Below are 22,908 nucleotides of genomic sequence, written 5' to 3'. Positions count from 1 at the left end.
TAAGTATCCATCACTTGCTATGGCTAAATTTCCTGAAGACTCCAGTTTGGGTTGGTCAAACTTGTGAGGATATGGTCTTCCCATTGCCCGTTAATTAGCAAATAATCTCTGGCGTAGCCTTCTACAGTGAAGCCTAACCGCTTCAGTACGTTAGCGCTTCGTTGATTGCGAGGCATGTAATTGGCGGTGATGCGATGAAAATTCAGATCGGCAAAGATAAAATGAATGGCACTCTCTAGGGCTTCGGTCATATACCCATTCCCTTGTTCTGCTTCTGCCAAGCTATAGCCCAAAAGGCAGGACTGGCAAACACCTCGCAGAATCTGGTGAAAATTGATTTTACCAATCAGGACGATCGGCTCGGTTTTTTTGAATATGCAAAATTTGACAGCTTGATCATAATTAAATTCGATTAGGGCTTTGTCTACCTGGTCTCGCCAAAAGCTAAAGGTATAAAAGTCTTCAGAGCGAGTCGGTTCATAGGGGGTAAGAAAGTCTCGATTTTCTAGATAGAAATTGAGAATGGTGGGGATGTCTTCAGTGGTTGCTAACCGTAAAATCAGACGGTCAGTTTCGAGGATTGGCAGCTTGAGATAACCGATTGATCGCCATTCCGAAAGCATATTACCTCTATCAAGCTCGAATGCGAACTGACAAGTCAGCGCTTAAGCTGATCGCACAGATTATAAAAACTGCTCCAATCATCTTCATCCGTTATTTTTTCCCACACGGCTTCAATTTCTGAACGAATGGGTACAGTGGCAGGATTGTTTTGCTGGAGGCGGGCTTTTATTGCTGACATCTCTGTCTCTGGCAAACTTAACAGCCAATTAAAATATTGCACTTTCCACTGGCTAAATAGTGTGTTGGATGCATCATCTTTTATTTGTATGGATGTCAAGATAGTGGCTGCATCTTCTCGCCAACCTGAGCAAAATTCTTGGGTCATCTCTGCAAAAAAGCCAGGATAGCTAACCTGAGATTTTTGCAGGAATTGTAGAGTTGTTTTGAATAACTCAGTTGTTTCTGGCGTGATGTCACCGGGTAATCCTAGCTTGTTGAGTATCCGCTGGTGATAGGTTTGACGATAATGGTCACCAAATTTAGAAAGTCCTGCGTCTAAATCTGCTTGAGAAATCACGTGCCCTAGTGGGGCCTGCAACATTTCTAAATTCCAGCGGCAGATTTCGGGCTGGTTGGCGTAGCTATAGCGACCGTAGTAGTCAAAGTAGGCAGCGGTAAAAGCGGGGTCAAAGGTGGGAATGAAGGCAAAGGGACCATAGTCAAAGCTTTCGCCTGTGATGGACATGTTATCGGTGTTGAGTACGGCATGGCAAAAGCCCGCAGCCATCCACTGGGCGGCCAGTTCAGCGACACGCTGTACCAGTTCGGCATAAAACAAGGAATAGCGGTCTGGGTTGCTGGACACGTGCGGGTAGTATTGCTCGATCGCATGATCCAGCAAAATGGCAATCAGGTCTTTGCGATTGTAGTGATGCAGCCGCTCAAAGGTGCCAAAGCGAATGTGAGATCGCTGCATTCGGATCATGACCGATGCTCTCGTTGGCGATGGCTCATCTCCTCGCCATAGCTGATCTCCAGTTTCAATTAGGCTCAAACAGCGGGAAGTTCTCACCCCCATTCGGTGGAGCGACTCAGCAGCTAGCACTTCTCGTATGCCCCCTTTGAGGGTGAGCCGACCATCGCCGCCGCGAGAGTAGGGTGTGGTGCCCGATCCTTTGGTGCCAAAGTCATACAGTTCGCGATCGGCAGTCCGCACTTGTCCATACAGGAATCCTCTGCCATCCCCCAAGCCGGGATTATAACTGCCAAACTGGTAGCCGTGATAGCGCAGTGCTAACAAAGGACGGGGTGGAGTCTGAAATTTGCCAAAGGCATTGATGAAGTCTTCGTCGCTGACTGTTTGCGGATCGAGTCCTAAAATTCGCAGCAGGTCGTCGTTGCGGAACCGGAGTATGTGCGCGGGAAACTCAGCTGCAGCGACAATATCGTAATAGTCATCACCCAACCGTTCTAAGGCGGGATCGTAGTTGAGAGTCAGCAGCGGGTTTGGAGTTGCGATCGCCATACAGTTGCGTTAATGCAAAGTTACCTCCTATCCTACCAGCGCTGAATCGTAAGCATGAGGCAATTTAGATCTTATAGACTCTCCGAGCAAACTTCGCTAGGATATTCAACAGAGATAAAATAGTACATAAGACCTGAAATCATATGGTTCAATATACGTTGGCGCAAAGTCCAGAAACCGTTTTTAATGTGTCTGGCAAAGATTCTGTCAAAGCCCGCGAAAAAGCAATGGATCAGTTGATCGAACTGATGGATGCGGGAACATTGCCAACTGAACTGACCGAAGGCTTCAGCCCCCAACAGTTTATTGAAGTAAAAGAAACACCTATCTCTTCAACATCTGATGAAGATGCGGTCACTCATGCTGTACAAGTTTTGAGCAATTTGGCAACCTTGAAGCTGAAACTGCAAGACTCCCGCACGGAGGCATTGCAAATTCGCACTCAACTAGATGTTTTGTTTAGCGATGAGCCAGTTAGCGAAGAGGAAATCGCCACGTTGAAAGAAGGGTTCAAAGTGCTGAAAACCTATGCTCAATCCAATTTGCGCTACAAAGAAGCTCGTACTCAAGCAGAGCAAGCCCGAATTGTTTTAGATCAAGCATTGAATTCGGCTGAACCAGAAAGCAAATCTGCTAAAGCAAGTGCGAAAAACACAAATTAGTATTCAAACAGGCGGAAATCCGAGCTGATCGGTGAGTTCTTGGCGGATGCGATAAGTAATGGTGCTGGTGTCGAGCTGTTTCAAAATATCTTGGATAACGACATTGGCTCCTTGGGGTCCCCAGCTGCAACCCTGCTCTAAGTAAACCTGGATGGCACGACCCACAGAATAGGCACCAACCCCAGCAAGGCTAGCCTGGGCGATCGCGGCTCCCGCATAGACCGCAAGACTACTAGAACTATCCACTCCTGAAGTAGCGGCAGCAGCACTTTTACCAATTCCCAACACTAATCCGCTGCCAATTTCTGTGAGCATCACGCTACCAGAACTGAGGATGATCGTCTTCCACAGTTTGCCTGCTTCGTGCCGAGTGACGGGCAAGCCGTAAAGCTCTGAGAGGGCGCGAATCATGGCAAGATCGGAGATGGCACCACCTACTAAGTCTAGGACGGCGATTGGGTTGAGGGCAACGGCGATCGCTTTGTAGCGGACAAACTTCCAGATCAAGGCTTCAGCTTCAGTGTTGTGCAGTTCCACCAGATTGCTGGCCAAACGAGACTCCGCTTGCTGCACTTGGACTAAGGCATTCAGCGCCATTAGCGATCGCCCCTCTTGGCTCAAAATTGACAAAATTTTCTGCTTTAAAGCAGAAATTTGTACAGGTGGCGATTCCCACTCATAGATCATGCGTCCATCCGGTTGCTCAACCCGCACTTGCAGCGGGGCAGGTTCCGCTGCAACTAAAACAATTTCATTCGTAGACAAAAGCCGCTGCAAGGGGTCAGTTTTGCCACTCCTCGCAGCACTCTTCGCGGCTAACTGCTGCAAGCTTTGATAAATTGCCTGCCGACTTTGATCGGGATATAGATCAATTTTGTTGAACACCAGCAGAATTGGCTTTTGGGCCTGGCGCAGGTCGCACAATGCCTCGTATTCGGTACGGGTAATGTCTCCCGAAACCACAAACAAAATCAGGTCAGCTTGGCGAGCGATCGTTTGCGCCATGGCTGCCCGTGTCTGTCCATCAATTTCATCCAGTCCAGGGGTGTCAATTAGTTCAATCGGAAGAGTGTCTAAGGAGTGGGGAGATGAGGAGAGGAAGGCTAAATCTTTGGGACTGGGTGACCACACGATCTCCTGGGGGGCTTGGGTAACCCCATTAAGCGGTCCCGTTGGCAATACTTTTTTTCCGAGTAGGGCGTTGAGTACCGCAGATTTGCCGCGGCTGACTAACCCAAATACGGCAACACGGGCAGTGGAATTTTCTAGCTTGTTGAGAGCGATCGCAAGCTGATCCATATCCTTCTTCATCCGCGCCTGTGTGGAAACTTCAGCCGGATGGGTCTTAGCAGCGCGAAAATAAGTGGTGTAACGATTGAGCGCTTGGCGCAAACTCACACGGGCACGCTGTAAATGCACGCCTTGGGGATCGGCAGGCGACGCAACGGAATTAGCAATCGGAGGGAATTGAGTCAAGGTCGGCAAGGGCAACATGAACACTAGATCCATTGTGATCTAGAAGTTGAGCTTCTGGCTGGGGTAATGTCATCCGAGCCAGGGGAATTGGTTTGAGCAAAACTGGAGCAACCGTTGAAGTCGTGCTAGAAGCGGCAATGGTCGCAACAGGAGGTATTTTGGGTGAAACAGGCTTAGGCATGAGCTGATCTATCACCTGAGTTGTCAGAGTTTGCAGAAACTTAGTTTGCTGATTTTGCTGAAAAACAGCCTGCAACACCTGGCTAAATCGCTCGATCGCCAGTGGTTTTGCCTCAGTCATTGCCAAGGCAGGGTCTTGAGTATGAAAATATTCAACCAACGCCAACCCCACCATACGAGTGAGATAGGCAGCACTCACAGCCTGAATGCCCCCTCCGGCAACGTAAGTGATTGCATTCGTTTTCAGCAGGTTAGAAACGGTGCGAGTCGAGAGTTCCACTAAGCCCAGCTTGAGGATTAGACCACCCAAAGCGGTCACAACTTTTTGTGCCTGATCTAAAGAAAAGTTTTGTTGATAAAGCTTACCCAAATCTAAAATCATTTGAGTGTTAATAGCAGCCGTGGCTAACACATCCAGGGTTGGCACTGGGCTAGCAAACGCTGTCGCCGCCGCAATCCACTGAAACTGTTCAATGATGGGTAGGGCGCGAGTTTTGCGAACAATGTTCAAAGTATTGGCGGCTTGAGCTTTGAGGGCAATCGCGTCGCTTAGGGAACTGCTCATTACCAGTTGACGGCTCTCTGCCTGCACAATACTCGTCAATCGCTGGGTTAGCCCATCCAGATCAGGCAACTGATCCTCCAGCCATTCCTGCACGCTGCCATCGGGCTGATGCTGACGCACTTTAATAGGTTTTGGAGCAGTGGCGATCGCCACCACATCCGGCAGTGCTATACTCCGCGCCCAGTCTTGCATTCGCGCCACAATCATTTGGCGATCCTGCGGCAGATACAAATCCTGCTTGTTGAAGATCAGTACCGTCCGTTTACGGACTGCCAACTGTTTCAGCAATCGAAATTCTGACTCAGTGAGGTCACCTGTTACCAAAAACAGCAGCAAATCTGCGGTCATTACCTGTTTCAGCGCTACCGCTTCGCCACTCGCTTCAGCGTTGCCTGCTGCAAAACTAGGTGCCTCATACAGAGTGCCTGGACTAACAGATTGAGCTGCCCAGCTATCTTGCAAGTGCTGAATCAACGTCGTTTTGCCGCTGCCTTTGCCGCCCATCACCATTAGGCGTAAAGCTTCTCGATTCATCTCGGTCGAGATCTGATTGGCTTGTGCTTGCAAAAAAGAAAGGTGCGGCACGACGGTTTGCAATGCGGGTTCAGCATCGACAAGCTCCACTTGCAATCGTGTGAGCACTTGGCTGGCTTCGCTAAGCGCTTGGTTTACGGCAGCAGAATCGACTGTGCGAAGGGAGATTGGCGCGATCGCCAATGGTTGAGATTGCCGCTGCACCCACCACACTCCACCGCTTACGGCAAGTGCTCCGACGGTATAAATGCCCCACTCTCCCATGGCTTGATGAAGAAATTCCAGCATCCATAGGGCGATCGCCAGGGTAATGCCACCAATGACAAGCGGACGTTGCAGTTTTTCAGCCATAGCAGGAGTGCAGAACATCAGTCAAAGCAACTCCATTCTATCGAGCCGGAGGGTGCTTCAGCGCAACTGGGTCTACATGGTACGGACAAAAAAATAAGCCTTGGAAAAACTAGTTTTTCCAAGGCTTATTCTCTATTTGGTGGCGGGGCATGGATTTGAACCATGGACCTTCGGGTTATGAGCCCGACGAGCTACCAGACTGCTCTACCCCGCGTTAGCTTATTGAGTATAGCGTTAGATTTTGGAATTGTGCAACTGATTTTTGAAATCAATTCAGATAATCAGAGCGATCGCATCTAAAATTCAGGTCTAATGTTCCCGCTCACCCGCCGCCAGTAACCTCTCGAACTGAACGAAAAGTCTTTAAACGGTTGGGTACAAGCGGATTGGGTAGTCCTAAAGATGTGATGATAGCTGAAAGCCCCTGCCAGTCTTGAATCTATGGATCATCACTTGCCGCAAGGGGTTGAAGTTCCCGCGCAATATGGAAGCGAGAACACTGACTATGGCTCAGGCTGGCGCACTTTCGACTCAAAATCAGCCTATAGACTTAAGGCGTAAAACTGCTAGCTGTATGCCTGCAACGTCTGTTCAGTCTTCATTGCAGGCATCATTACCTTTAGGGCACTACCGCGGATTGTTGAGCTGCGATTATGCAAATAGTGGTGAAGTGTCCATACAGAATCTGACCGAAGTTACTGACCCCTCTTCATTGCGATCTCTAAAAGCAACAGCTCGAATTGTAACTGCCTTTCCGATTACTCATTGGGAGTTCTCGTCTTTTGAATCATCTCTTGGATTGTTTCGGTTTCGCCAATTTCATAAAGGCTAATCAAACTATCCTCAATAGTAAAGATTTGCTGAATTGTTGCGTCTGCGAGCAGGTTTCCTTGCAAATCTCTGACGATTTGATGAACGGTAACGACATTTCGATTGTTTTCATCCGTCTCGAATTTTAAGGTTTCAAGCTGCACTTGAATAACCTTAAATTGATTAGTCCAGTATTCACGCACCGCGTCGCGTCCATAAACGAAACCGCCTTCCACCCCGTTCGCCCATTTCACGTCCGGGTGCATCACCGAGATGATTGTTTCAATCTCGCCTTTGTTGAAGGCTTCGTATAAATTTTGCAGAAACTGCTGATTTGAACTCATAATTGCCCACCATCCAATTCGAATGTCATTAAAACAAGAAAGCAGCCTAACTATATATCGAGCGGAAGTTTCCGCATAACACCCAAAAAAGGGTGAATAAGCAGATAGTTTCCGTATAACACCTCTAATCAGGTAGATAAACGGAATATTCCGTATAGTCTGCCGTTTTGAGTGGCTGGGCAGAAACTTTTTACCTATTTTCAGGTATATACGGCTGTCAAAGATCGCCCGTGACTTGATTCATTCACCACAAAGGGACTGCGATCGCATTACAGGCTAGATCGCGAAGATGTTTTAACATACAGAATCGCTCTTCGATTTCTAAACGGGAAAATGATGGGTTGAATGCACAAGCTTGGCAGTGGAAAGCGGTGGACTCTATCAAGGGGTCTTGTGATGGTATAGTCCTCTGCTTTATTTTCTGCAAAGTTTGATAAGGTGATAAGCGACCTAAACTTGACCGCTTTAATACGCGAGTTACCGATCTGCATGAGTATTTCAACCAGTGCCCCATCAATGCGTACGACCACTCCAGCTATGGCAGTTTGGAATAATCGTGAAAAAATAGCGGCTTCACGATCGCGGCTTCAAGCTCTGTATGAAGCGGTTGATTGGGCCAATGATCTTGACCTATATCAATGGACTCAGTGGTTTGCGATCGCCCTAGAGTTTCAGCCCGATCTGATAGTGGAACTAGGTCGCGGCATGGGCAACTCGACTTGCGTATTCACAGAAGCCGCAAATCAATTGGGCGATTGTCGCGTTGTTAGTTTATGCCTATCCCCCGATTGGGATGCAACGGTAAAGCATCGGGTTGCTCAAGTTGTACCTGACTCTTGGTTCCAGAAGCTTGAGACTCGAACGGAGGAGATTTTAACGACGGATGTTCAAGCTCTGATAGGAGACAGTCAGCGAGTTTTAGTATTATGGGATGCTCATGGATTTGACATGGCTGAGTTTGTTCTAGGAGGGCTGCTGCCAACGTTAGAACATCGCCACAGTTTCGTGGTTATGCATGACATCAGCGATGGGCGTTATTCACGCATTAACCCTAGCTATCAAGGCAAACGCCTCTGGCGAGGAACCAGAGAAGGATTCAACCGAGAGGGGCACAGTCGGTTATATCTCAACTATTTAGATACAGCGGTTGAGCAGACGATAGCGATCGTCGATTTCATAAGCCGCAATGGATTAACGCTAGAATCTGCTGATCACAGCTTACAAACTGAGCTAAGTTCTGAGCGGATTTCTGAACTGCAAAATTCTCTAGAGGCTAAGTTCTTTCGACTTGATGGGCATTGGTTCTACTTTTCTCTCAATGAAAAGACGAAGGGTGAGGAAATTTATTTTCCAAATTTTCAGAGCGAAATAGTTATACAGGAACGTCAAGCGCGATCGCACGTAGACAACGATCACGCTCAAGTTGAGCAGCTTCAAGGAGAAGTTAATCACCTAAAAACCTTACTTGCACAAGCACAAGCTGATACTGGGATGGCAAATCTACTCAAAAAAGCATGGCGCAAGTACAAAGCTTTTCGTTCTAGGTAGGGATAGTTGCTGTCACAACGTCCAGAGACGTGCAGGTTTTGCAAAACGCGCCCGTCTGACTTGTAATTTAGTTCCCTGGCCTCACCACTCTTCTCCTTTCCGCTTCATGCCAATATAGATAGCATTCCCTTGGGTTTGACAGTGAGCAAAGTGCGCCCCTGCAAACCTTCTTGCTCCAAAATGGCATTACTGGCAAGTAAGCCGCTGCTAACAGCGCGTTCCATCAGGCCACAAGGAAAAGGCATTTTCACCCAGTCTCCAGCAAACAGCAGGTTAGCGGCAGGAGTTTGAGTGGAGGGGCGATCGCGATAGCTGCCTGGTGGAAACCCGGCAAAGTTCTTTTGATTCACCAGTTCGCGATGTAGCATTACTGCATTCTTTAGATCGGGCACAATTTCGTATAGCTCTTGCTCAAACGTGCTTAGCAACGCTGCTTGAGTCGGAAATTCTTTTTCCTTGTAGCAATAAGCATGGAGTTCCACAACGCTCCCACCCGTTTTCTCTGCCCAAGCAATGTAGTCATCCTGAATGTGGTGGTAAAGCGTGATGCTGTCGGTGAGGCGATAGCCAGAGAGCGACGTGAACCAGCTTTGCTCCCAGGTGAAATCGCGATCAAACCAGAGCCTGCAGACGGCAAACGGGTCAGCAACGGCAAGCTGTTTTACCTGCTGGTTCACTTGAGAATGAACCTCGCCCGTCATTCCGGAAAAGAGATTTTGCACACCTGGAATGTCGGCTGCAATCACGTAATAATCAGCTTGCAATGTTTCCACTGCGTTTAGGTTAGTCGCTGCAACTGCCACAAGCTGAACCGTGTCTGCTGCTTGGCTCATCACTTGAAACTGGGGCAAATCGCGTTGAGCCGGACCACTGACCACTTTGCCATTTTGATCAAACACAGCACCATGGCACGGGCAGTGAAATTCGCCGTTTTCCTGAGGCTGAACAGTACAGCCTTGGTGAGTGCAGGTGAGGGAAATCGCAGCCTGTTTGTCAGAGTTAACGGCATATACGCGATCGCCGGCCCCGTAAAACGCCAGTTTACTTTGGCTTGCAGCATCTAAGGCTGGGTTTGCCTGAACCCAAAACGGGATAGTCGTGGCTTCGCTGCCCTTTTGGTAAGTCAACGATTCAATCTTGCCCTGGTTCCAGTGAATATTGCGAACAGAAACCTCAGTTAAAATCTTGCCGCCTTTATCGACAATTGTTTGCGTGATCGGGTCTACCAAACTGCGCCCCATATCTTGCCGAGTGCCGTTAAACGCTAAACCCTCTGGATTACCAAAGAAATAGAAATGGAAAAATTGCATCAACTCCCCGGCACTTAGCATATCCGGCGAGTTGAGACTGGATTTGGCAAAAGGCAGGAAATAAAGGTCATACAATCCACGGGGAATGCCTTTGTTGACCCATTCGGTGACGGACACATTATCCAAGCGGGCGTAGGTGTGAGCCGGATTGAACCCCGTGATTTCGCGAAAGACTTGCCAATGTTGAGGGTTAGTTAGGTTTAAGCCCCAGCGCAAGCGATTGGTGGAAGACACTGCCAGATCGACAATATTCCAAGGAAAGGCAGAATGGCTTGGGCGAAATACTTCTGGCTGATAGCGATCGCCTTTATAAACTACAGAGTAATAGTTGAGCGACTTAAAATTATCGCGAATTTGAATCTCTTCTATCAAACTCCAAAGATTGTAATATTGCGGAAAAAAGCCGTGGAAACCATGTTCCATCATCATCGATTCACCATTGACGTTAATTTGCCAACTGGCAACTTTGCCGCCCAATTGGGGCGATCGCTCCAGCACCGTCACCTGAAATCCTCGTTGGCTTAATTCATAAGCAGCAGCAAGCCCCGCTAAACCGCCGCCTACCACAATCACGCTTTTAGATTGATTAGTGCGATAAGGCAAAGAAAGAATCGCGGGTTGAAAGAGACTCGGTTGTGGTTTAGAAAAGCGAGAATAACTAAGAAACCCTCCTAAAGTGCTAGCACCAGCCAGTTTTAGTAATGTGCGTCGGGAGATCTGACGCTGGAAAGGAGAATCGAACAATGACTTCATGTGGAATGTACAAAACCTATTGAGGCAAACATAAAGGCTAAAACAATAGTCCAGGGCGAATGAAACCAGTCGTACCGCATCTCATAGACCTTTAGCAGGAATGCTTGCAATAATTTCTCTGCTCATTATCACAAGCATAAGGTCGTATCGAAAATGATGTAATTCACGCCGTTAAAAGACCATGCAGTTTCATAAGGGTTATACGCAATTTAGTCTAATCAAGGTTTTAAAAAATAGCTACATTGGAGAAACAGCAGCCATCTCATGTTTTGATCGTCTGAATTCACTATGAACAAAGCAAATTTTGTAATTTCTTCGGAAATGCGAAGTTGTAGTGCTGCTCAAGCCTGATTTAAACACGGAGGCCTCTCTGGGTTCTGTCCCCATTTCGCCCCAATCCCTGGAACGGCTACAAACCCAGATCCGACGAAGATTTATAGACAGGCAGTAGCACATTGAACGTGGAGCCTTCCCCGACTCTACTTTTAACTGAGATTGATCCGCCGCAGTGTAAAAGTAATTGCTGCACAATGGTTAGCCCTAATCCAGCACCGCTAGAGTCATCGGCAGATTGGCGAACCCGATAAAAGCGATCAAAAATCTTGGGAATTTCGCTGGATGCAATTCCTACACCCGTATCTCGAATCTCTAGCTGAACGTAGTCTCCTTGCTGTTTGGCACGAACCGATACCTGTCCCCCAGTCAGAGTGAATTTAATGGCATTGTGCAGGAGATTAATCACTATTTGCTTCAGCCAGTTACTCATGCAGGCAACTGGCAATAGATCTTCTGGCACGGTGTAAGCAAGCCGAATTCCTTTTTCCTCTGCGACAGGCTGATAGGTCGTGACCACGCCTGGAACTACATCGCTTAACCGTAATGCTGGCAGTGCCGATTGATCGACGACCTGATCGAGATGAACTAAATCTAAGAGGCTGGTGATTAGAGAGCTTTGGCGATCGCACTCTTTCTCAATCAACTCCATATACCGCTGACGCTGAGGCAGCTTGATCGTGGGTGACCCTAACAGAGACAACGCCGTCTTGATCGTCGTTAGCGGGGTTCGCAGTTCCTGCCCCACCGTATTCAAAAATTCATCCTTCAACCGCAGCGTGTCTATCAGCTCCTCATTTTGCAACCGTAGCGAATCCGCACCTTCTGCCTGTTTGCGATAGGTCCTATTCTGCTGCCACAAATCTTCTTGCTGCTGTAAGGTTTGACCAAATAATTGCTCTGCCAACCTCACGTTTAATCCAGTAGAAGCCAAAGCTAGCCGTTGTTTCGTCCAATGGGCGACCAATTCAGCAGTAAACGTTTGCAATGCTGTTAACTCGTCCGATTGCGGTGGCAGTTGATCAGACATCAAGCCAGCAAGTATCTGCTCAAGCCTATGCAAGGCACCTTCAATCAACGTAATATCACAGGAGCATCGCGTTAAGAGCATCTGTTTGCGATCGGGAGTGTTTTCTAGTAATTGAGAAACCTGTCCGTAGCTGCTCATCGTATCCAAAGAAGCCAGAGAGTCAGCAATTTTAGGAGATTGAGCAGATCGGGGACGACGGGCAAACAGCGCAATGGGCAACTGCGCCGACCAGATGATCAAAAAATACTCCCGCCGCAGGGCATTTTCCGGCGCAAGCTGTATAGAGAAAATTGGAGTGGTACTCACCTTCTCAGCCACATTAGTCATCTCTGAGATATCATCAGACGACATTAGCTGAGCCAATGTTGGGGCATCTGAACGAGCAGTGCTGATTTTAAGCTCCTCTTGGGGATGAGCAAACAGATAAATTGTTTTGGAGACTCCTTCCAAACGGGCATATTGCTCAAGCGATGCGTGCCAAGTCTCTCCTTTCGGAAGCTTTGCCCACACTAAGGCCGCAATTTTTTGCTCAATTAATAGATTGATGAGGGAGTCACTGATGGATTTAAATGAAGTGGGACTGAGCTGAAGTGCAGGCGGCGGAAAGTCGGATTGCAATGCCAACTCATATAAAGACGTTTCTGAGGCTGAATTCATGGATTCTAGGAAGAACTGGGGCTGAGTTCAATTAGACGCAACAAAACGTGCAAAAGTTGGGTGAAGCAGCCTCATTTAGCGACTGCATAAAGCAATTTTGCAAAAAATAGACTCCGATAAATGCCTACGCACGGGGGACATAAACCCAATAGCGTTAGGGCTTATTTTAGCAAAAAGTTCTTGTAAAAAGGATAAAGCAGAAAAGCGGGATCATTGATGCGGGCAAAGATTCGGGATACAGAGATTTATTTTGATGTGGAAGGTGCGGGACTGGTGCCCGACGGCGATCTCATGAGGGAGAAGCCGATTGCTTTTGTCATTCATGGCGGACCGGGAGCCGATCACACCTCGTTTAAGCCTACGTTCACGCCGCTGAGCCAAAAGATGCAACTGGTGTATTTTGACCATCGGGGGCAGGGGCGATCGCAGCGAGGTAACCCAGCAACCTACACGCTCGACAACAACGTGGAAGATATGGAAGCGCTCCGCCAGCACTTGGGTCTGGGAAAAATTGTGGTGATTGGCGCATCCTACGGGGGAATGGTGGCGTTGACGTATGCCAGCCGCTATCCAGAAAACGTGTCGCATCTGATTGCAATTGTGACCGTAGCAGATTCTCGTTTTTTGCAACGGGCACAGGAGATTTTGGCGGAGCGGGGGACGGCAGAACAACAGGCAATCGCCCAGCATCTCTGGAACGGCACCTTTCGAGATGAAGCCCATCTGCAAGAATACTTCCGCATCATGGCACCCCTCTACTCGGTGACTCATAACCCCACTGCTGCTCAACCCAGCTTACAGCGCGCCATTCTTTCTGCCGATGCGATTAACGTGGCATTTGGCGGCTGGTTGCGAACCTATGATGTGCGCGACCGACTGCATCAAATCAGCGCTCCAACGCTAGTGATTGCTGGACGACACGACTGGATCTGTGCCCCAGAATTTTCAGAGGAGATTGTCCAAGGGATTCCCAAAGCTGACCTACGCATTTTTGAAAACAGTGGGCATAGCGTTCGGGTGGATGAGCCAGAGGCCTTGCTGGATGCGATCGCGGGTTTCATTGTGGACAACCAATAATCCTGAAACTCTCCAAATCAAGTGAGGGAGGCTACTTCCCTGGTGTGCGTACACTAAAAATAGTGGGAGGGAATACTAAGGAGATCGTTCTCTACACAATAAGTGTTCCTGCTGATGGCTAGTAGTTCTAAAACGTTCCTGGATTTGTCCTTTCTTCCTCGCCTCCCTCGTAGTCTCAGTGGTCTGGAAACTTGGGGGTTTGGGTTGAGTGGCTTACTGCTCTGGTTGGGAACTGCCCCAGCGATGCATGTCGATCTAAAAAACCAAGCTATCTGGGTGTGGCTGCCCGGTGCCATTGTTGGCATATTACTTAACCTGCAAATCCGCCATTTGGGCACCCACTGGCAAGATATGGCGGGTGGAACGCCTAACTACACCACCCGGTTGCTGAAAAATCAGTCGAGTTTGGCACGATATGTAGCGATCGGCTATTGGCTGGGCTGGGTATCGGTGCCTGCTGTCAATGCCATCATTTTGACCGATCTAATAAAAGCAAATTTAGAACCGCTAGGAGTTCCCTGTCCAGAACTGATGTTTAAAGTCGGCTTTACGGCACTTCCATTTATAGCGTTTCCGGCTCCTGTGAGGTACAAACTAAAGGCTCAAACCCTTGCTCTCTATTATTCTGCCCGTACCTCATCCGACAGAAAACCGCTATATTGTTGCTTTCAGCGGCACGCGTGCACTGGGAATTTTGCATCTGTTTTTTATTATTCCTGCGATCGGTTTATTGCTAGCGTTCTGTTTACAAGGGCTAGGCTGGCTCGCGCTATCTTCCCAAAGTCCAGGTTTTTTGCTGCCACAGGCTGTTCCATCTGAACCTCTTGTTACGCTCTCATTTTCTGAATGGGCGAAGTGGTTTTTTGTGGCGGTTTATGCGGTCTATGGATGTGAAACCGCTTCATCATTTGTGGCAGATAGTCATAAGCCTGCCGCTACCTTAAAAAGCCTCTCTTTTGCAGCGCTCTTGTTGCCGATCGTTTATGTAGGCGGCTCTTGGGTTGTAGCTCGTTTGGCCGAAACGTCTAGTAATAATGCTTTTACCGCAATGGTGACGGCTGCAACGCCCTTTTGGGGTAGATCGGCTCCTGTTTTGATCACCTTTTTAATTGCCTCTGGATGTTTGTTGAGTTCTGCAACTGCTGTATCCAATGCTCCCAGAGTACTTTATCAAATGGCGTTGGATGGCTACTTGGCTCCGGTCTTTGGCGTGGTATCGCGGCGGGGAGTATTAGGACCAAGCCTTGCGATGACGGGATTGCTGAGTCTGGCATGTTTAGCTTGGGGAGATGTGGCTCGGGTGGTAATGATTACGGGAACTGGCTACCTGGCTTCCATGATTGGAATGCATTGGGGCATGTGGGTTCGCCGTGATCGCCCGGAAGCTTTGTGGTCGCGCTGGTCGCTTGTGTTTTGTTTAGTAGAAATTACTGTGCTAGTTGTGGGTGGGTTAGCGTGGAGTTGGCAGGATTGGCTGATCGGGCTGTTGTTACCGATCGCAATGCTTTTGTTTAATGCTGCAATCTCCCGTAGCCGAGTGGAATTTTTTCAGGCTAATTGGTGGCTACAGCGCTATCAAGCGCCTCCGGTCAAAATTTCCGACTTGATGTTTGTTCAAGTCTGCGTGCTGATTTTCCTAGTGTGTGGAGCAACCATTGTTGGTTGGGCAACCCGCGCCGTGCTCGATGGATTTGCCCTAAATAATCATGCCAATTTGTTTGTGGTGCTGCTGCTGGCGATCGCCTTCTTGGGAGTCGCGATCGCCTGTTGGACTAGTTTGCCTCAAGTTGCCGCTGTCGTAGAAGCACGGGAAGCCGCTGAGCATTTGTTCAAAGTGGTTCAAGATGCGATCGTGGTTGTGAATGAATTTGGCATCATTCAGCGCACTAACCCTGCCGCTAGAAGCGTATTTGGCAAAGAAAAATCCCTCAAAGGGCAACGCTTAAACCACTACCTTTTAGAACTATCCGATCAACCCCAAGAGTGGCAAAAATGCAGTGAACAACCCTTTCAGCCTGGCGACACCCTCAAAACTTTAGACGTATCAGTTTCTAATCATCTCATTTATGACTTCCGGGAATATATTGTCATCTTGCGAGACATCACCGAACGTAAACAGGCAGAAATTCAGATTAGGGAATCTCAGCAAAAATTGATGCTACTCGTTCAACAAAGCCCAGTCGGTGTGATTGAAAGGAATCTAACGTTTGAAGTCACTGCCTGGAACCCGGCTGCCACAAAGATTTTTGGTTACAAGGCAGAAGAAGTCATTGGTCACTCAGCTTCCAGCTTCATCGTGCCTGAGAGTTTACAAGAACGCGTTAACCAGACATTGCACACCCTTGTGACCCAGAAAAGCGCCATTTACAATAGCAATCTTAATCTTACAAAGGATGGGCGTACGATTATCTGCGAATGGCACAACACGCCCTTGGTTGATCCCTGTGGACAAGTAATTGGTATTGCGTCTTTGGTCATGGAAGTGACTGAGCGAGAACAGGCAGAAGCCCAATTGCGCCAACAAAAGCAGGAATTAGAACAGGCATTAAAAACCCTGAGATCGACTCAGGCAAAACTGGTGCAAAGCGAGAAGATGTCTAGTTTAGGGCAACTGGTGGCAGGGGTCGCTCACGAAATTAATAACCCAGTAAATTTCATCTATGGCAACCTGAATCATGCCAATGAATACTCCCAAGATCTGCTCAAGTTGCTTCAGCTTTATCAGCAAGAGTATCCAAACCCCAGTGATCAAATTCAGGCTTTAACAAAAGACATCGATTTGGATTTTGTGATGGAGGATTTACCTAAGCTACTCCACTCAATGAAAATTGGAGCTGATCGCATCCGTCAGATTGTGGTGTCATTGCGAAATTTCTCCCGGATGGATGAGGCCGACATGAAAACCGTTGATATCCATGACGGCATTGATAGCACCTTAATGATTTTGCAAAATCGGATGAAAGCACAGAGTGATCATCCCGGTATTCAGGTGGTCAAACACTACAGCGATTTGCCCTTGGTGGAATGCTACGCCGGCCAGTTGAATCAAGTGTTTATGAATATTTTGAGTAACGGAATTGACGCGCTGGATGACGCGATCGCAAAAAAATATCAAGCGCCAAACCAATATTCAGACTTTGTGCCGACCATTTGCATCACCACCAAGACAACCTCAGCCGGACTGATCGCTATTCACATCGTCAATAACGGACCTCTCATCCCTGAGATCACGCAGCAGCGAGTATTTGAACCTTTTTTTACAACAAAATCCATCGGCAAAGGCACCGGCTTAGGACTTTCCATTAGTTATGACATCATCACCGACAAACATGGCGGACAGTTATCCTGCCAATCATCCTTAGAAACAGGAACAGAGTTTGTGATTGAAATTCCAAAGCGGCAAGCGTTCTACAATGCAGCATGAGCGGCAAAAATGAGGGAAATGATCGTACCAAAGAAGGGAGGAGCGGTTGCTGCTTTAATGAAAAATATGTTAAATTTAGTTAACAATTCGAGTTCAACGGTAACAATTCGTCTGCTGTTTGTTGATTCAGCAGTCTTAGTATATAGATATTGCTGAAAATGGTAGGCCGAGTTCAAAGCATTGGGTGCTGTCGTGTTAGTGAAAGCATAGATGTGCTGTTATTGGTGGCGGTTAGTTACGACTGTATTTAAAGGGCGCGATTTATGAAATTTTCTTGGAGAACAGCTCTACTGTGGGCATTGCCAGCTTTAGTAATTGGCTTTTTCTTGTGGCAGAGTTCATTTGTTACTCCTTCCACAAGCGTCAACAGTAAGAACACAGCAAGCACCCGGATGACCTATGGACGTTTCCTGGAATATCTAGATGCATCGCGGGTTGTGGGTGTTGACTTGTACGATGATGGTCGCACGGCTATCGTGGAAGCAGTTGATTCGGAGCTAGATAACCGCATTCAACGGCTACGGGTTGATTTGCCCGGAAACTCGCCTGAATTAATTTCTCGCTTAAGAAAAGAAAATATAAACCTAGATGTTCATCCTACTGGCAACGATGGTACTGCCGTTTGGAGCTTGTTGGGTAATCTAATCTTCCCGGTGCTGCTCATTGGGGGCTTATTCTTCTTATTTCGCCGCTCAGGCAATGTGCCTGGTGGTCCTGGTCAGGCAATGAGCTTTGGCAAGTCAAAGGCTCGTTTTCAAATGGATGCCAAAACCGGAGTCATGTTTGATGATGTAGCTGGCATTGAAGAGGCGAAAGAAGAACTGCAAGAGGTTGTTACATTCCTCAAAAAGCCAGAGCGCTTTACTGCAGTGGGCGCACGAATTCCCAAGGGTGTGCTGCTGATCGGTCCTCCTGGAACAGGCAAAACGTTACTTGCAAAAGCGATCGCGGGTGAAGCTGGAGTTCCATTTTTTAGCATCTCTGGATCAGAGTTTGTGGAGATGTTTGTTGGGGTTGGCGCGTCTCGCGTCCGCGATTTATTTAAGAAAGCCAAAGAGAACGCCCCCTGTATCGTCTTTATTGATGAAATTGATGCGGTCGGTCGGCAGCGGGGTGCAGGCATTGGCGGCGGCAACGACGAACGAGAGCAAACCTTAAACCAGCTACTGACCGAGATGGACGGGTTTGAAGGTAATACCGGGGTGATCATCATTGCGGCAACGAACCGCCCTGACGTGTTGGATTCCGCATTGCTTCGTCCAGGTCGATTTGATCGTCAAATCGAGGTGGATGTGCCGGATATTAAGGGACGGCTAGAGGTATTACAAGTTCATGCTCGTGACAAGAAAATAGCAGACGAGGTTTCTTTAGATGCGATCGCCCGTCGCACTCCAGGTTTCTCTGGGGCTGATTTAGCGAACCTTTTGAATGAGGCCGCTATCCTTACCGCTCGTCGCCGTAAAGATGCTGTAACCATGTCAGAGATCGATGCTGCCGTTGATCGCGTGATTGCTGGTATGGAAGGCACTCCACTAACTGATGGCAAGAGCAAGCGGCTGATTGGCTACCACGAAATTGGTCATGCAATCATTGGCACTCTGGTGAAAGGTCATGATCCAGTGCAAAAGGTTACCCTTGTTCCTCGTGGACAGGCGCGCGGTTTGACCTGGTTCTCGCCTAGCGATGAACAAAGCTTGATTTCGAGGTCGCAGATTTTGGCACGCATCACTGGAGCTTTGGGTGGTCGTGCGGCTGAAGAAGTGGTGTTTGGCGATTCAGAAATTACCACAGGCGCAGGCAACGATTTGCAACAGGTCAGTTCCATGGCGCGCCAAATGGTTACCCGTTATGGCATGTCTGATTTGGGTCCTCTTTCCCTGGAAAGCCAGTCTGGCGAAGTGTTTTTAGGGCGAGATTTGATGACGCGATCAGAATATTCTGAAGAAATCTCGTCTCGGATTGATGCTCAGGTGCGTTCCATTGTGGAGCATTGCTACAACGATGCTCGTCGCATTGTGCGGGAAAACCGAGTTGTAGTTGATCGCTTGGTGGATTTGCTAATTGAAAAAGAAACGATTGATGGCGATGAGTTCCGTCAAATCGTTGCTGAGTATACAGATATACCCGAGAAAGAGCAGTACATTCCAGTAATGTAATCTCGAAACTCTCAGTAAGTAGACAAACGGGGATGACGGCACATCATCCCCGTTTTTATTTGTTCATTTCTAGACGTTAAGACGCTATCCCGGATCGCAGCGGATCTCGACTAAAAAGCCGTCAGGGTCGTAAAAGTAAACGCCGCGTCCTGTGGGACGGCTTACTGGACCATGGGCGATCGCCACTTGATTGTGTCGCAATACTTCAACCGCTTGGTCAAATAACGCCGGCTCAATCTCAAATGCAAGATGATTAGCACGGGTGAACTGCTGCGCTGGATCGGAGTTGGGCGGCAACAATTCCGGTTCCCAAAATAAATCCAACACGGTGCCATCGGGCGTGATGAAATTGGCAACCTTCCCCTGTTCTACTAGCTCTGTTAATGTTGCAGGCACTTCTGCTCCAGTTAACTCCCGTAATCCCAGCAATAGTCCATAAAACTGTCGAGACGCTTGCATATCGCGCACATTCAGCGCAATGTGATGCACTCGAAGCAGCGATCCCTGGGTTAAAACACAAGCAGATGAAGGAGTGGCTAGCATGGTAGTGATAAAGGGTTTGGGAAAATAGCCGGCTAATAGATTGTAGCTAGTGACTAAAAAGCGTAATCTATTTGAAAAAATTCTGACGAATTCAAAGACTGATTCTGTCACCTTAACAAACTGATTTTGGATTCAAAGCCTTGGATTCATCCCATTTGAGGGTCAGTAGAGTGCCCATAATAGCAACGGTTTTGCCGGAGTAAATCGACCATTTATCAGTGCTAATTGCTTCAGATTGGAAAGGCTAGCGGTTTTGGGCTGAAACGGTGTGTATGTGCCGCCCAAGCCTTCGACAATGGTTTTAGTATTGGCGATAAAAAACTTCTGGTAGGTCTCAGCGAGACTACCCTGTTCGCCCAGTCCATCTGCAAATAGATCCTGGTCTGCAACCTTGACATTTGCCTCTTTCGCTACCGCATCAATGAGCTTGGGGTTAACCTTAGCTTCCGCAAAAATCATGGGCACTCCCGCCGCTTGAATCGCTTTCACTAGTTCTGTCAACCGTGTTGGGGTTGGTTTTTCTTCGGTGCTAATCCCCTGCAACGCGCCAATGACTGGAATCGCATATTCCTGGGAGTAGTAGCCAAACGCATCGTGAGTTGTGACTAACTGCTGCTGCCTTGCCGGAATGGTGGCAATTTCAGACTTGATCCAGGTGTTGAGTTGGGACAGTTCATCCGTCAGCTTCGTGGTGTTTGCAGCGTAAAGCGACGCATTGGTAGGTTTCAATTGCTTCAGGTTTTCGCTAATCACCTCTGCGATCTGAACGCCATTGGCAGCACTGTGAAAGACATGAGGGTCAGTTTCGGTTTTGCCATCCTCCTCAAATGTTAAGGGGTTGGGAACCGCCCGTTCATAAACCGCAATTTTAGGAGCGGAGTTTGAGCTTGCCTTGATGAGTTTAATCAGCGTGGATTCCAAGTTATAGCCACCGTATAAAATCAACTTGGCTTGCTCAATCGCTTTGCCATCCTCTGGTTTCGGTTGGTATTCATGCGGGTCGGCACCGCCAGGAACCAGGCATTTGAGATCAACCGTATCGGCTACAATTTGCCGGGTTACATCGCAGACGACGGAGTTGGTGGTCACCACGAGGGGGCGATGGCCGGGACTAGCCGATGCATCACTCGTCGCAGAAGTAGCTGGATTGGGACCAGTCGATTGTGGGGCAAGAACACTACAGCCATGGATGCCAAGCATGAGTGACAAGGCAGCGAATCCACTCATCCGATCCAGTCTTAAAGGAAGTTGTTTACGAACCATTGGTTTACAGACTATGAGTTTTCCAGTAGTGTTATGAGAATGGTTATCATTACAGGTTGATATGCTACTGGTTCAGCACCTCTCTGTCAATTACCGAAGCGTAAAAGCGCTGGAAGATATCACATTCAAGCTTCCAGAAGGAACGTTGGTAGGGTTGCTGGGTCCCAATGGGGCAGGAAAAAGCACGCTGATTAAAGCGTTGCTGGGGTTAATTTCCGTTCAAGCAGGTGAGGTGCATTATCGAAATGCGCCCTTGAAGCAGCAGCGTAAGCAGGTTGCCTATGTACCGCAACGATCGCAAATTGACTGGGATTATCCCACCACCGTTTGGAATGTGGTGATGCTGGCTCGAACCACTCATGCCGGATGGTTTCGTTCCCCCAGTCGGCAGTCAGCAGAAATTGTCAAAGAATCCTTGCGGCGAGTGGAACTGTTTGATTTACGCGATCGCCCGATTGGAGCGCTTTCCGGTGGGCAGCAGCAGCGGGTGTTTTTGGCTAGGGCGATCGCTCAACAAGCTGACCTGTTGTTACTCGATGAACCCCTGGCAGCCGTAGACAAAAAAACAGAAGCACTCATCTTTCAAATTTACGATGAACTGAAAGCAGAGGGAAAAACGCTGTTGATCAGTTGTCATGAATGGGGCGGGATTTTGAACCACTACGATCAACTGCTGTTGCTAAACCAGCGCCTCATTGCTCATGGCGCTCCCAAAGAAGTGATGACCCCTATCAATATTGAACTGGCGTATGGCATTCCGCCCCAAACCAGACATTTTCACGATGCGCTCGAAACTACATTTTTCTGTTAAACCTTCTATTCAATCGCTTTGATTAAACCGCTTATGTTGGCATGGTTGCTAGAGCCGCTTATCTTTGAATTTATGCGAAATGCCCTGATGGTCGGCATTCTCGCAGGTATCTTATGCCCGGTTGTAGGAACCTACCTATTAGTGCAGCGGATGGCGCTATTGGGCGATGTTATGGCACATTCGGTGTTACCCGGTTTAGCGATCGCCTTTTTTTTGCAGATTAATATCCTGATTGGCGCATTTATTTCGGGGATTATCAGCGCCTTTTTGATTGCTTGGATTCGGTCTCAAACCCGGCTCAAAGTGGATGCAGCAATGGCGCTGATTTTCTCCAGCTTTTTCGCATTGGGCGTGTTGCTCATCACCCTGCTGCGAAATAAGCTCGATCTGGATAGCTTTCTGTTTGGCGACATTTTAGGTGTCACGCAGGGCGATGTCACCCGCACCGCTATCATCACGCTGGTTGTGTTAGTGCTGGTTCGACTGTTCTATAAAGAGTTGTTTTTTTATACCTTTGATCGCTTGGGCGCACAGGCGATCGGTTTACCGATCAATGGCATTTATTTAGGCTTAATGGCAGGTGTGACGCTGACAATTATTGCCAGTATGCAAACCGTCGGTGTGGTTCTGGTGGTGGCTCTGCTCGTGGGTCCAGCCACAACTGCCTACTTACTCGTTAAAGAACTGCACCAAATGATGGGCTTAGGTGCGCTGTTGGGTGCGGTTTCTAGCGTGATTGGCATGTACCTCAGTTACTACCTAAATGTGCCTTCTGGACCCTGCATTGTGTTAGTTATCTGCGGGTTCTTTGTGCTAGCACTACTGTTTAGTCCGTCTCAAGGATTGCTGACCCAACCGAACCTCAACAGCCGATCAGCGGGACTGTTACACCAACTAGGGCAGCTAAAGCGGAAAGACTAAATACGACTGATTTAATTTGCGATCGCGCTGTTTGATAAAAGCCTACATGCCTGAAACCAAGTCCACGATAA

The 22,908-nt window shown here is 48.2% G+C and carries 18 protein-coding genes and 1 tRNA gene; 9 read left to right on the top strand and 10 right to left on the bottom strand.

Annotated elements, in window-relative coordinates; translation table 11 throughout:
* Positions 1-23: 23 nt before the first annotated feature.
* Both JOY44_RS12495 and JOY44_RS12490 read right to left on the bottom strand, forming a co-directional pair.
* Positions 24-623, bottom strand: coding sequence for a GNAT family N-acetyltransferase (locus JOY44_RS12495; protein WP_171574073.1), 600 nt, complete (start codon positions 621-623; stop codon positions 24-26).
* Between the two features lie 35 nt (positions 624-658).
* Positions 659-2,089, bottom strand: a complete 1,431-nt coding sequence (locus JOY44_RS12490) for a protein adenylyltransferase SelO (RefSeq protein WP_171574072.1) — start codon at positions 2,087-2,089, stop codon at positions 659-661.
* Positions 2,090-2,232: 143 nt separating this feature from the next.
* Here JOY44_RS12490 and JOY44_RS12485 point away from each other — a divergent pair, with 143 nt between their 5' ends.
* The gene (locus JOY44_RS12485; RefSeq protein WP_171574071.1) at positions 2,233-2,751 is read left to right on the top strand and encodes a hypothetical protein; all 519 of its coding nucleotides are present in this window, start codon (positions 2,233-2,235) and stop codon (positions 2,749-2,751) included.
* Between the two features lie 3 nt (positions 2,752-2,754).
* Here JOY44_RS12485 and JOY44_RS12480 read toward each other — a convergent pair whose 3' ends face one another.
* From JOY44_RS12480 to JOY44_RS12470, 3 genes are all read right to left on the bottom strand, one after another.
* A complete protein-coding gene (locus JOY44_RS12480; protein ID WP_197985257.1) occupies positions 2,755-4,260 on the bottom strand; it encodes a GTP-binding protein in 1,506 nt (501 codons plus the stop codon).
* Entirely contained in the window at positions 4,202-5,857 is a 1,656-nt protein-coding gene (locus tag JOY44_RS12475) for a DUF697 domain-containing protein (protein WP_171574070.1), read from the bottom strand. The genes JOY44_RS12480 and JOY44_RS12475 overlap by 59 nt, the downstream gene beginning before the upstream one ends.
* A 137-nt stretch (positions 5,858-5,994) precedes the next feature.
* A tRNA-Met gene (locus JOY44_RS12470) sits at positions 5,995-6,071 on the bottom strand.
* Here JOY44_RS12470 and JOY44_RS32370 point away from each other — a divergent pair.
* Complete coding sequence (locus tag JOY44_RS32370) at positions 6,035-6,157, top strand: hypothetical protein (protein ID WP_281063302.1); 123 nt, start codon at positions 6,035-6,037, stop codon at positions 6,155-6,157. The two genes, JOY44_RS12470 and JOY44_RS32370, sit on opposite strands and share 37 nt — an antisense overlap.
* Before the next feature lie 458 nt (positions 6,158-6,615).
* Here the strand turns inward: JOY44_RS32370 and JOY44_RS12465 are convergent, their stop codons facing one another.
* Entirely contained in the window at positions 6,616-7,011 is a 396-nt protein-coding gene (locus JOY44_RS12465) for a nuclear transport factor 2 family protein (RefSeq protein ID WP_171574069.1), read from the bottom strand.
* Positions 7,012-7,500: 489 nt separating this feature from the next.
* Between JOY44_RS12465 and JOY44_RS12460 the strand changes: the two genes are divergently transcribed.
* On the top strand, positions 7,501-8,559 hold the full coding sequence (locus tag JOY44_RS12460; RefSeq protein ID WP_171574068.1) for a hypothetical protein: 1,059 nt from the start codon (positions 7,501-7,503) through the stop codon (positions 8,557-8,559).
* Positions 8,560-8,663: 104 nt separating this feature from the next.
* Here the strand turns inward: JOY44_RS12460 and JOY44_RS12455 are convergent, their stop codons facing one another.
* Both JOY44_RS12455 and JOY44_RS12450 read right to left on the bottom strand, forming a co-directional pair.
* Positions 8,664-10,622, bottom strand: a complete 1,959-nt coding sequence (locus tag JOY44_RS12455; RefSeq protein ID WP_171574067.1) for an FAD-dependent oxidoreductase — start codon at positions 10,620-10,622, stop codon at positions 8,664-8,666.
* Positions 10,623-11,031: 409 nt separating this feature from the next.
* A complete protein-coding gene (locus JOY44_RS12450) occupies positions 11,032-12,642 on the bottom strand; it encodes a DICT sensory domain-containing protein (protein WP_171574066.1) in 1,611 nt (536 codons plus the stop codon).
* 216 nt (positions 12,643-12,858) lie between these two features.
* Here JOY44_RS12450 and JOY44_RS12445 point away from each other — a divergent pair, with 216 nt between their 5' ends.
* The 4 genes from JOY44_RS12445 (at position 12,859) to ftsH2 (ending at position 19,299) form a co-directional block, all read left to right on the top strand.
* Positions 12,859-13,719 (top strand): alpha/beta fold hydrolase, encoded by an 861-nt coding sequence (locus JOY44_RS12445; RefSeq protein ID WP_171574065.1) that lies wholly within the window; start codon positions 12,859-12,861, stop codon positions 13,717-13,719.
* A gap of 114 nt (positions 13,720-13,833) precedes the next feature.
* On the top strand, positions 13,834-14,538 hold the full coding sequence (locus JOY44_RS12440; RefSeq protein WP_171574064.1) for a hypothetical protein: 705 nt from the start codon (positions 13,834-13,836) through the stop codon (positions 14,536-14,538).
* Positions 14,420-17,143: a PAS domain S-box protein gene (locus tag JOY44_RS12435; RefSeq protein ID WP_242541826.1), complete on the top strand. Its 2,724-nt coding sequence runs from the start codon at positions 14,420-14,422 to the stop codon at positions 17,141-17,143. The genes JOY44_RS12440 and JOY44_RS12435 overlap by 119 nt, the downstream gene beginning before the upstream one ends.
* 263 nt (positions 17,144-17,406) lie before the next feature.
* Positions 17,407-19,299 (top strand): ATP-dependent zinc metalloprotease FtsH2, encoded by a 1,893-nt coding sequence (gene ftsH2, locus JOY44_RS12430; protein ID WP_171574063.1) that lies wholly within the window; start codon positions 17,407-17,409, stop codon positions 19,297-19,299.
* Positions 19,300-19,383: 84 nt separating this feature from the next.
* On the opposite strand, the gene JOY44_RS12425 is transcribed toward ftsH2, so the two are convergent.
* Together JOY44_RS12425 and JOY44_RS12420 are read right to left on the bottom strand one after the other, a co-directional pair.
* Positions 19,384-19,842 (bottom strand): VOC family protein, encoded by a 459-nt coding sequence (locus JOY44_RS12425; protein ID WP_171574062.1) that lies wholly within the window; start codon positions 19,840-19,842, stop codon positions 19,384-19,386.
* A gap of 162 nt (positions 19,843-20,004) precedes the next feature.
* Positions 20,005-21,105: a metal ABC transporter solute-binding protein, Zn/Mn family gene (locus JOY44_RS12420; RefSeq protein WP_197985246.1), complete on the bottom strand. Its 1,101-nt coding sequence runs from the start codon at positions 21,103-21,105 to the stop codon at positions 20,005-20,007.
* 61 nt (positions 21,106-21,166) lie between these two features.
* On the opposite strand from JOY44_RS12420, the gene JOY44_RS12415 reads away from it, so the two are divergent.
* Both JOY44_RS12415 and JOY44_RS12410 read left to right on the top strand, forming a co-directional pair.
* A complete protein-coding gene (locus JOY44_RS12415) occupies positions 21,167-21,916 on the top strand; it encodes a metal ABC transporter ATP-binding protein (RefSeq protein WP_171574061.1) in 750 nt (249 codons plus the stop codon).
* A gap of 18 nt (positions 21,917-21,934) precedes the next feature.
* Positions 21,935-22,837 carry a metal ABC transporter permease gene (locus JOY44_RS12410; protein ID WP_197985237.1) on the top strand — a complete coding sequence of 301 codons (903 nt, stop codon included), beginning with the start codon at positions 21,935-21,937 and terminating at the stop codon, positions 22,835-22,837.
* The last annotated feature ends 71 nt before the right edge of the window (positions 22,838-22,908 follow it).

Origin of the sequence: Leptolyngbya sp. Cla-17 (genome assembly GCF_016807185.1) — a bacterium.
In the GTDB taxonomy this organism is placed as follows: domain Bacteria; phylum Cyanobacteriota; class Cyanobacteriia; order Leptolyngbyales; family Leptolyngbyaceae; genus ULC077BIN1.
Note: the sequence above shows the minus strand (reverse complement) of the source record. Positions and strands in the feature narration are given on the sequence as shown.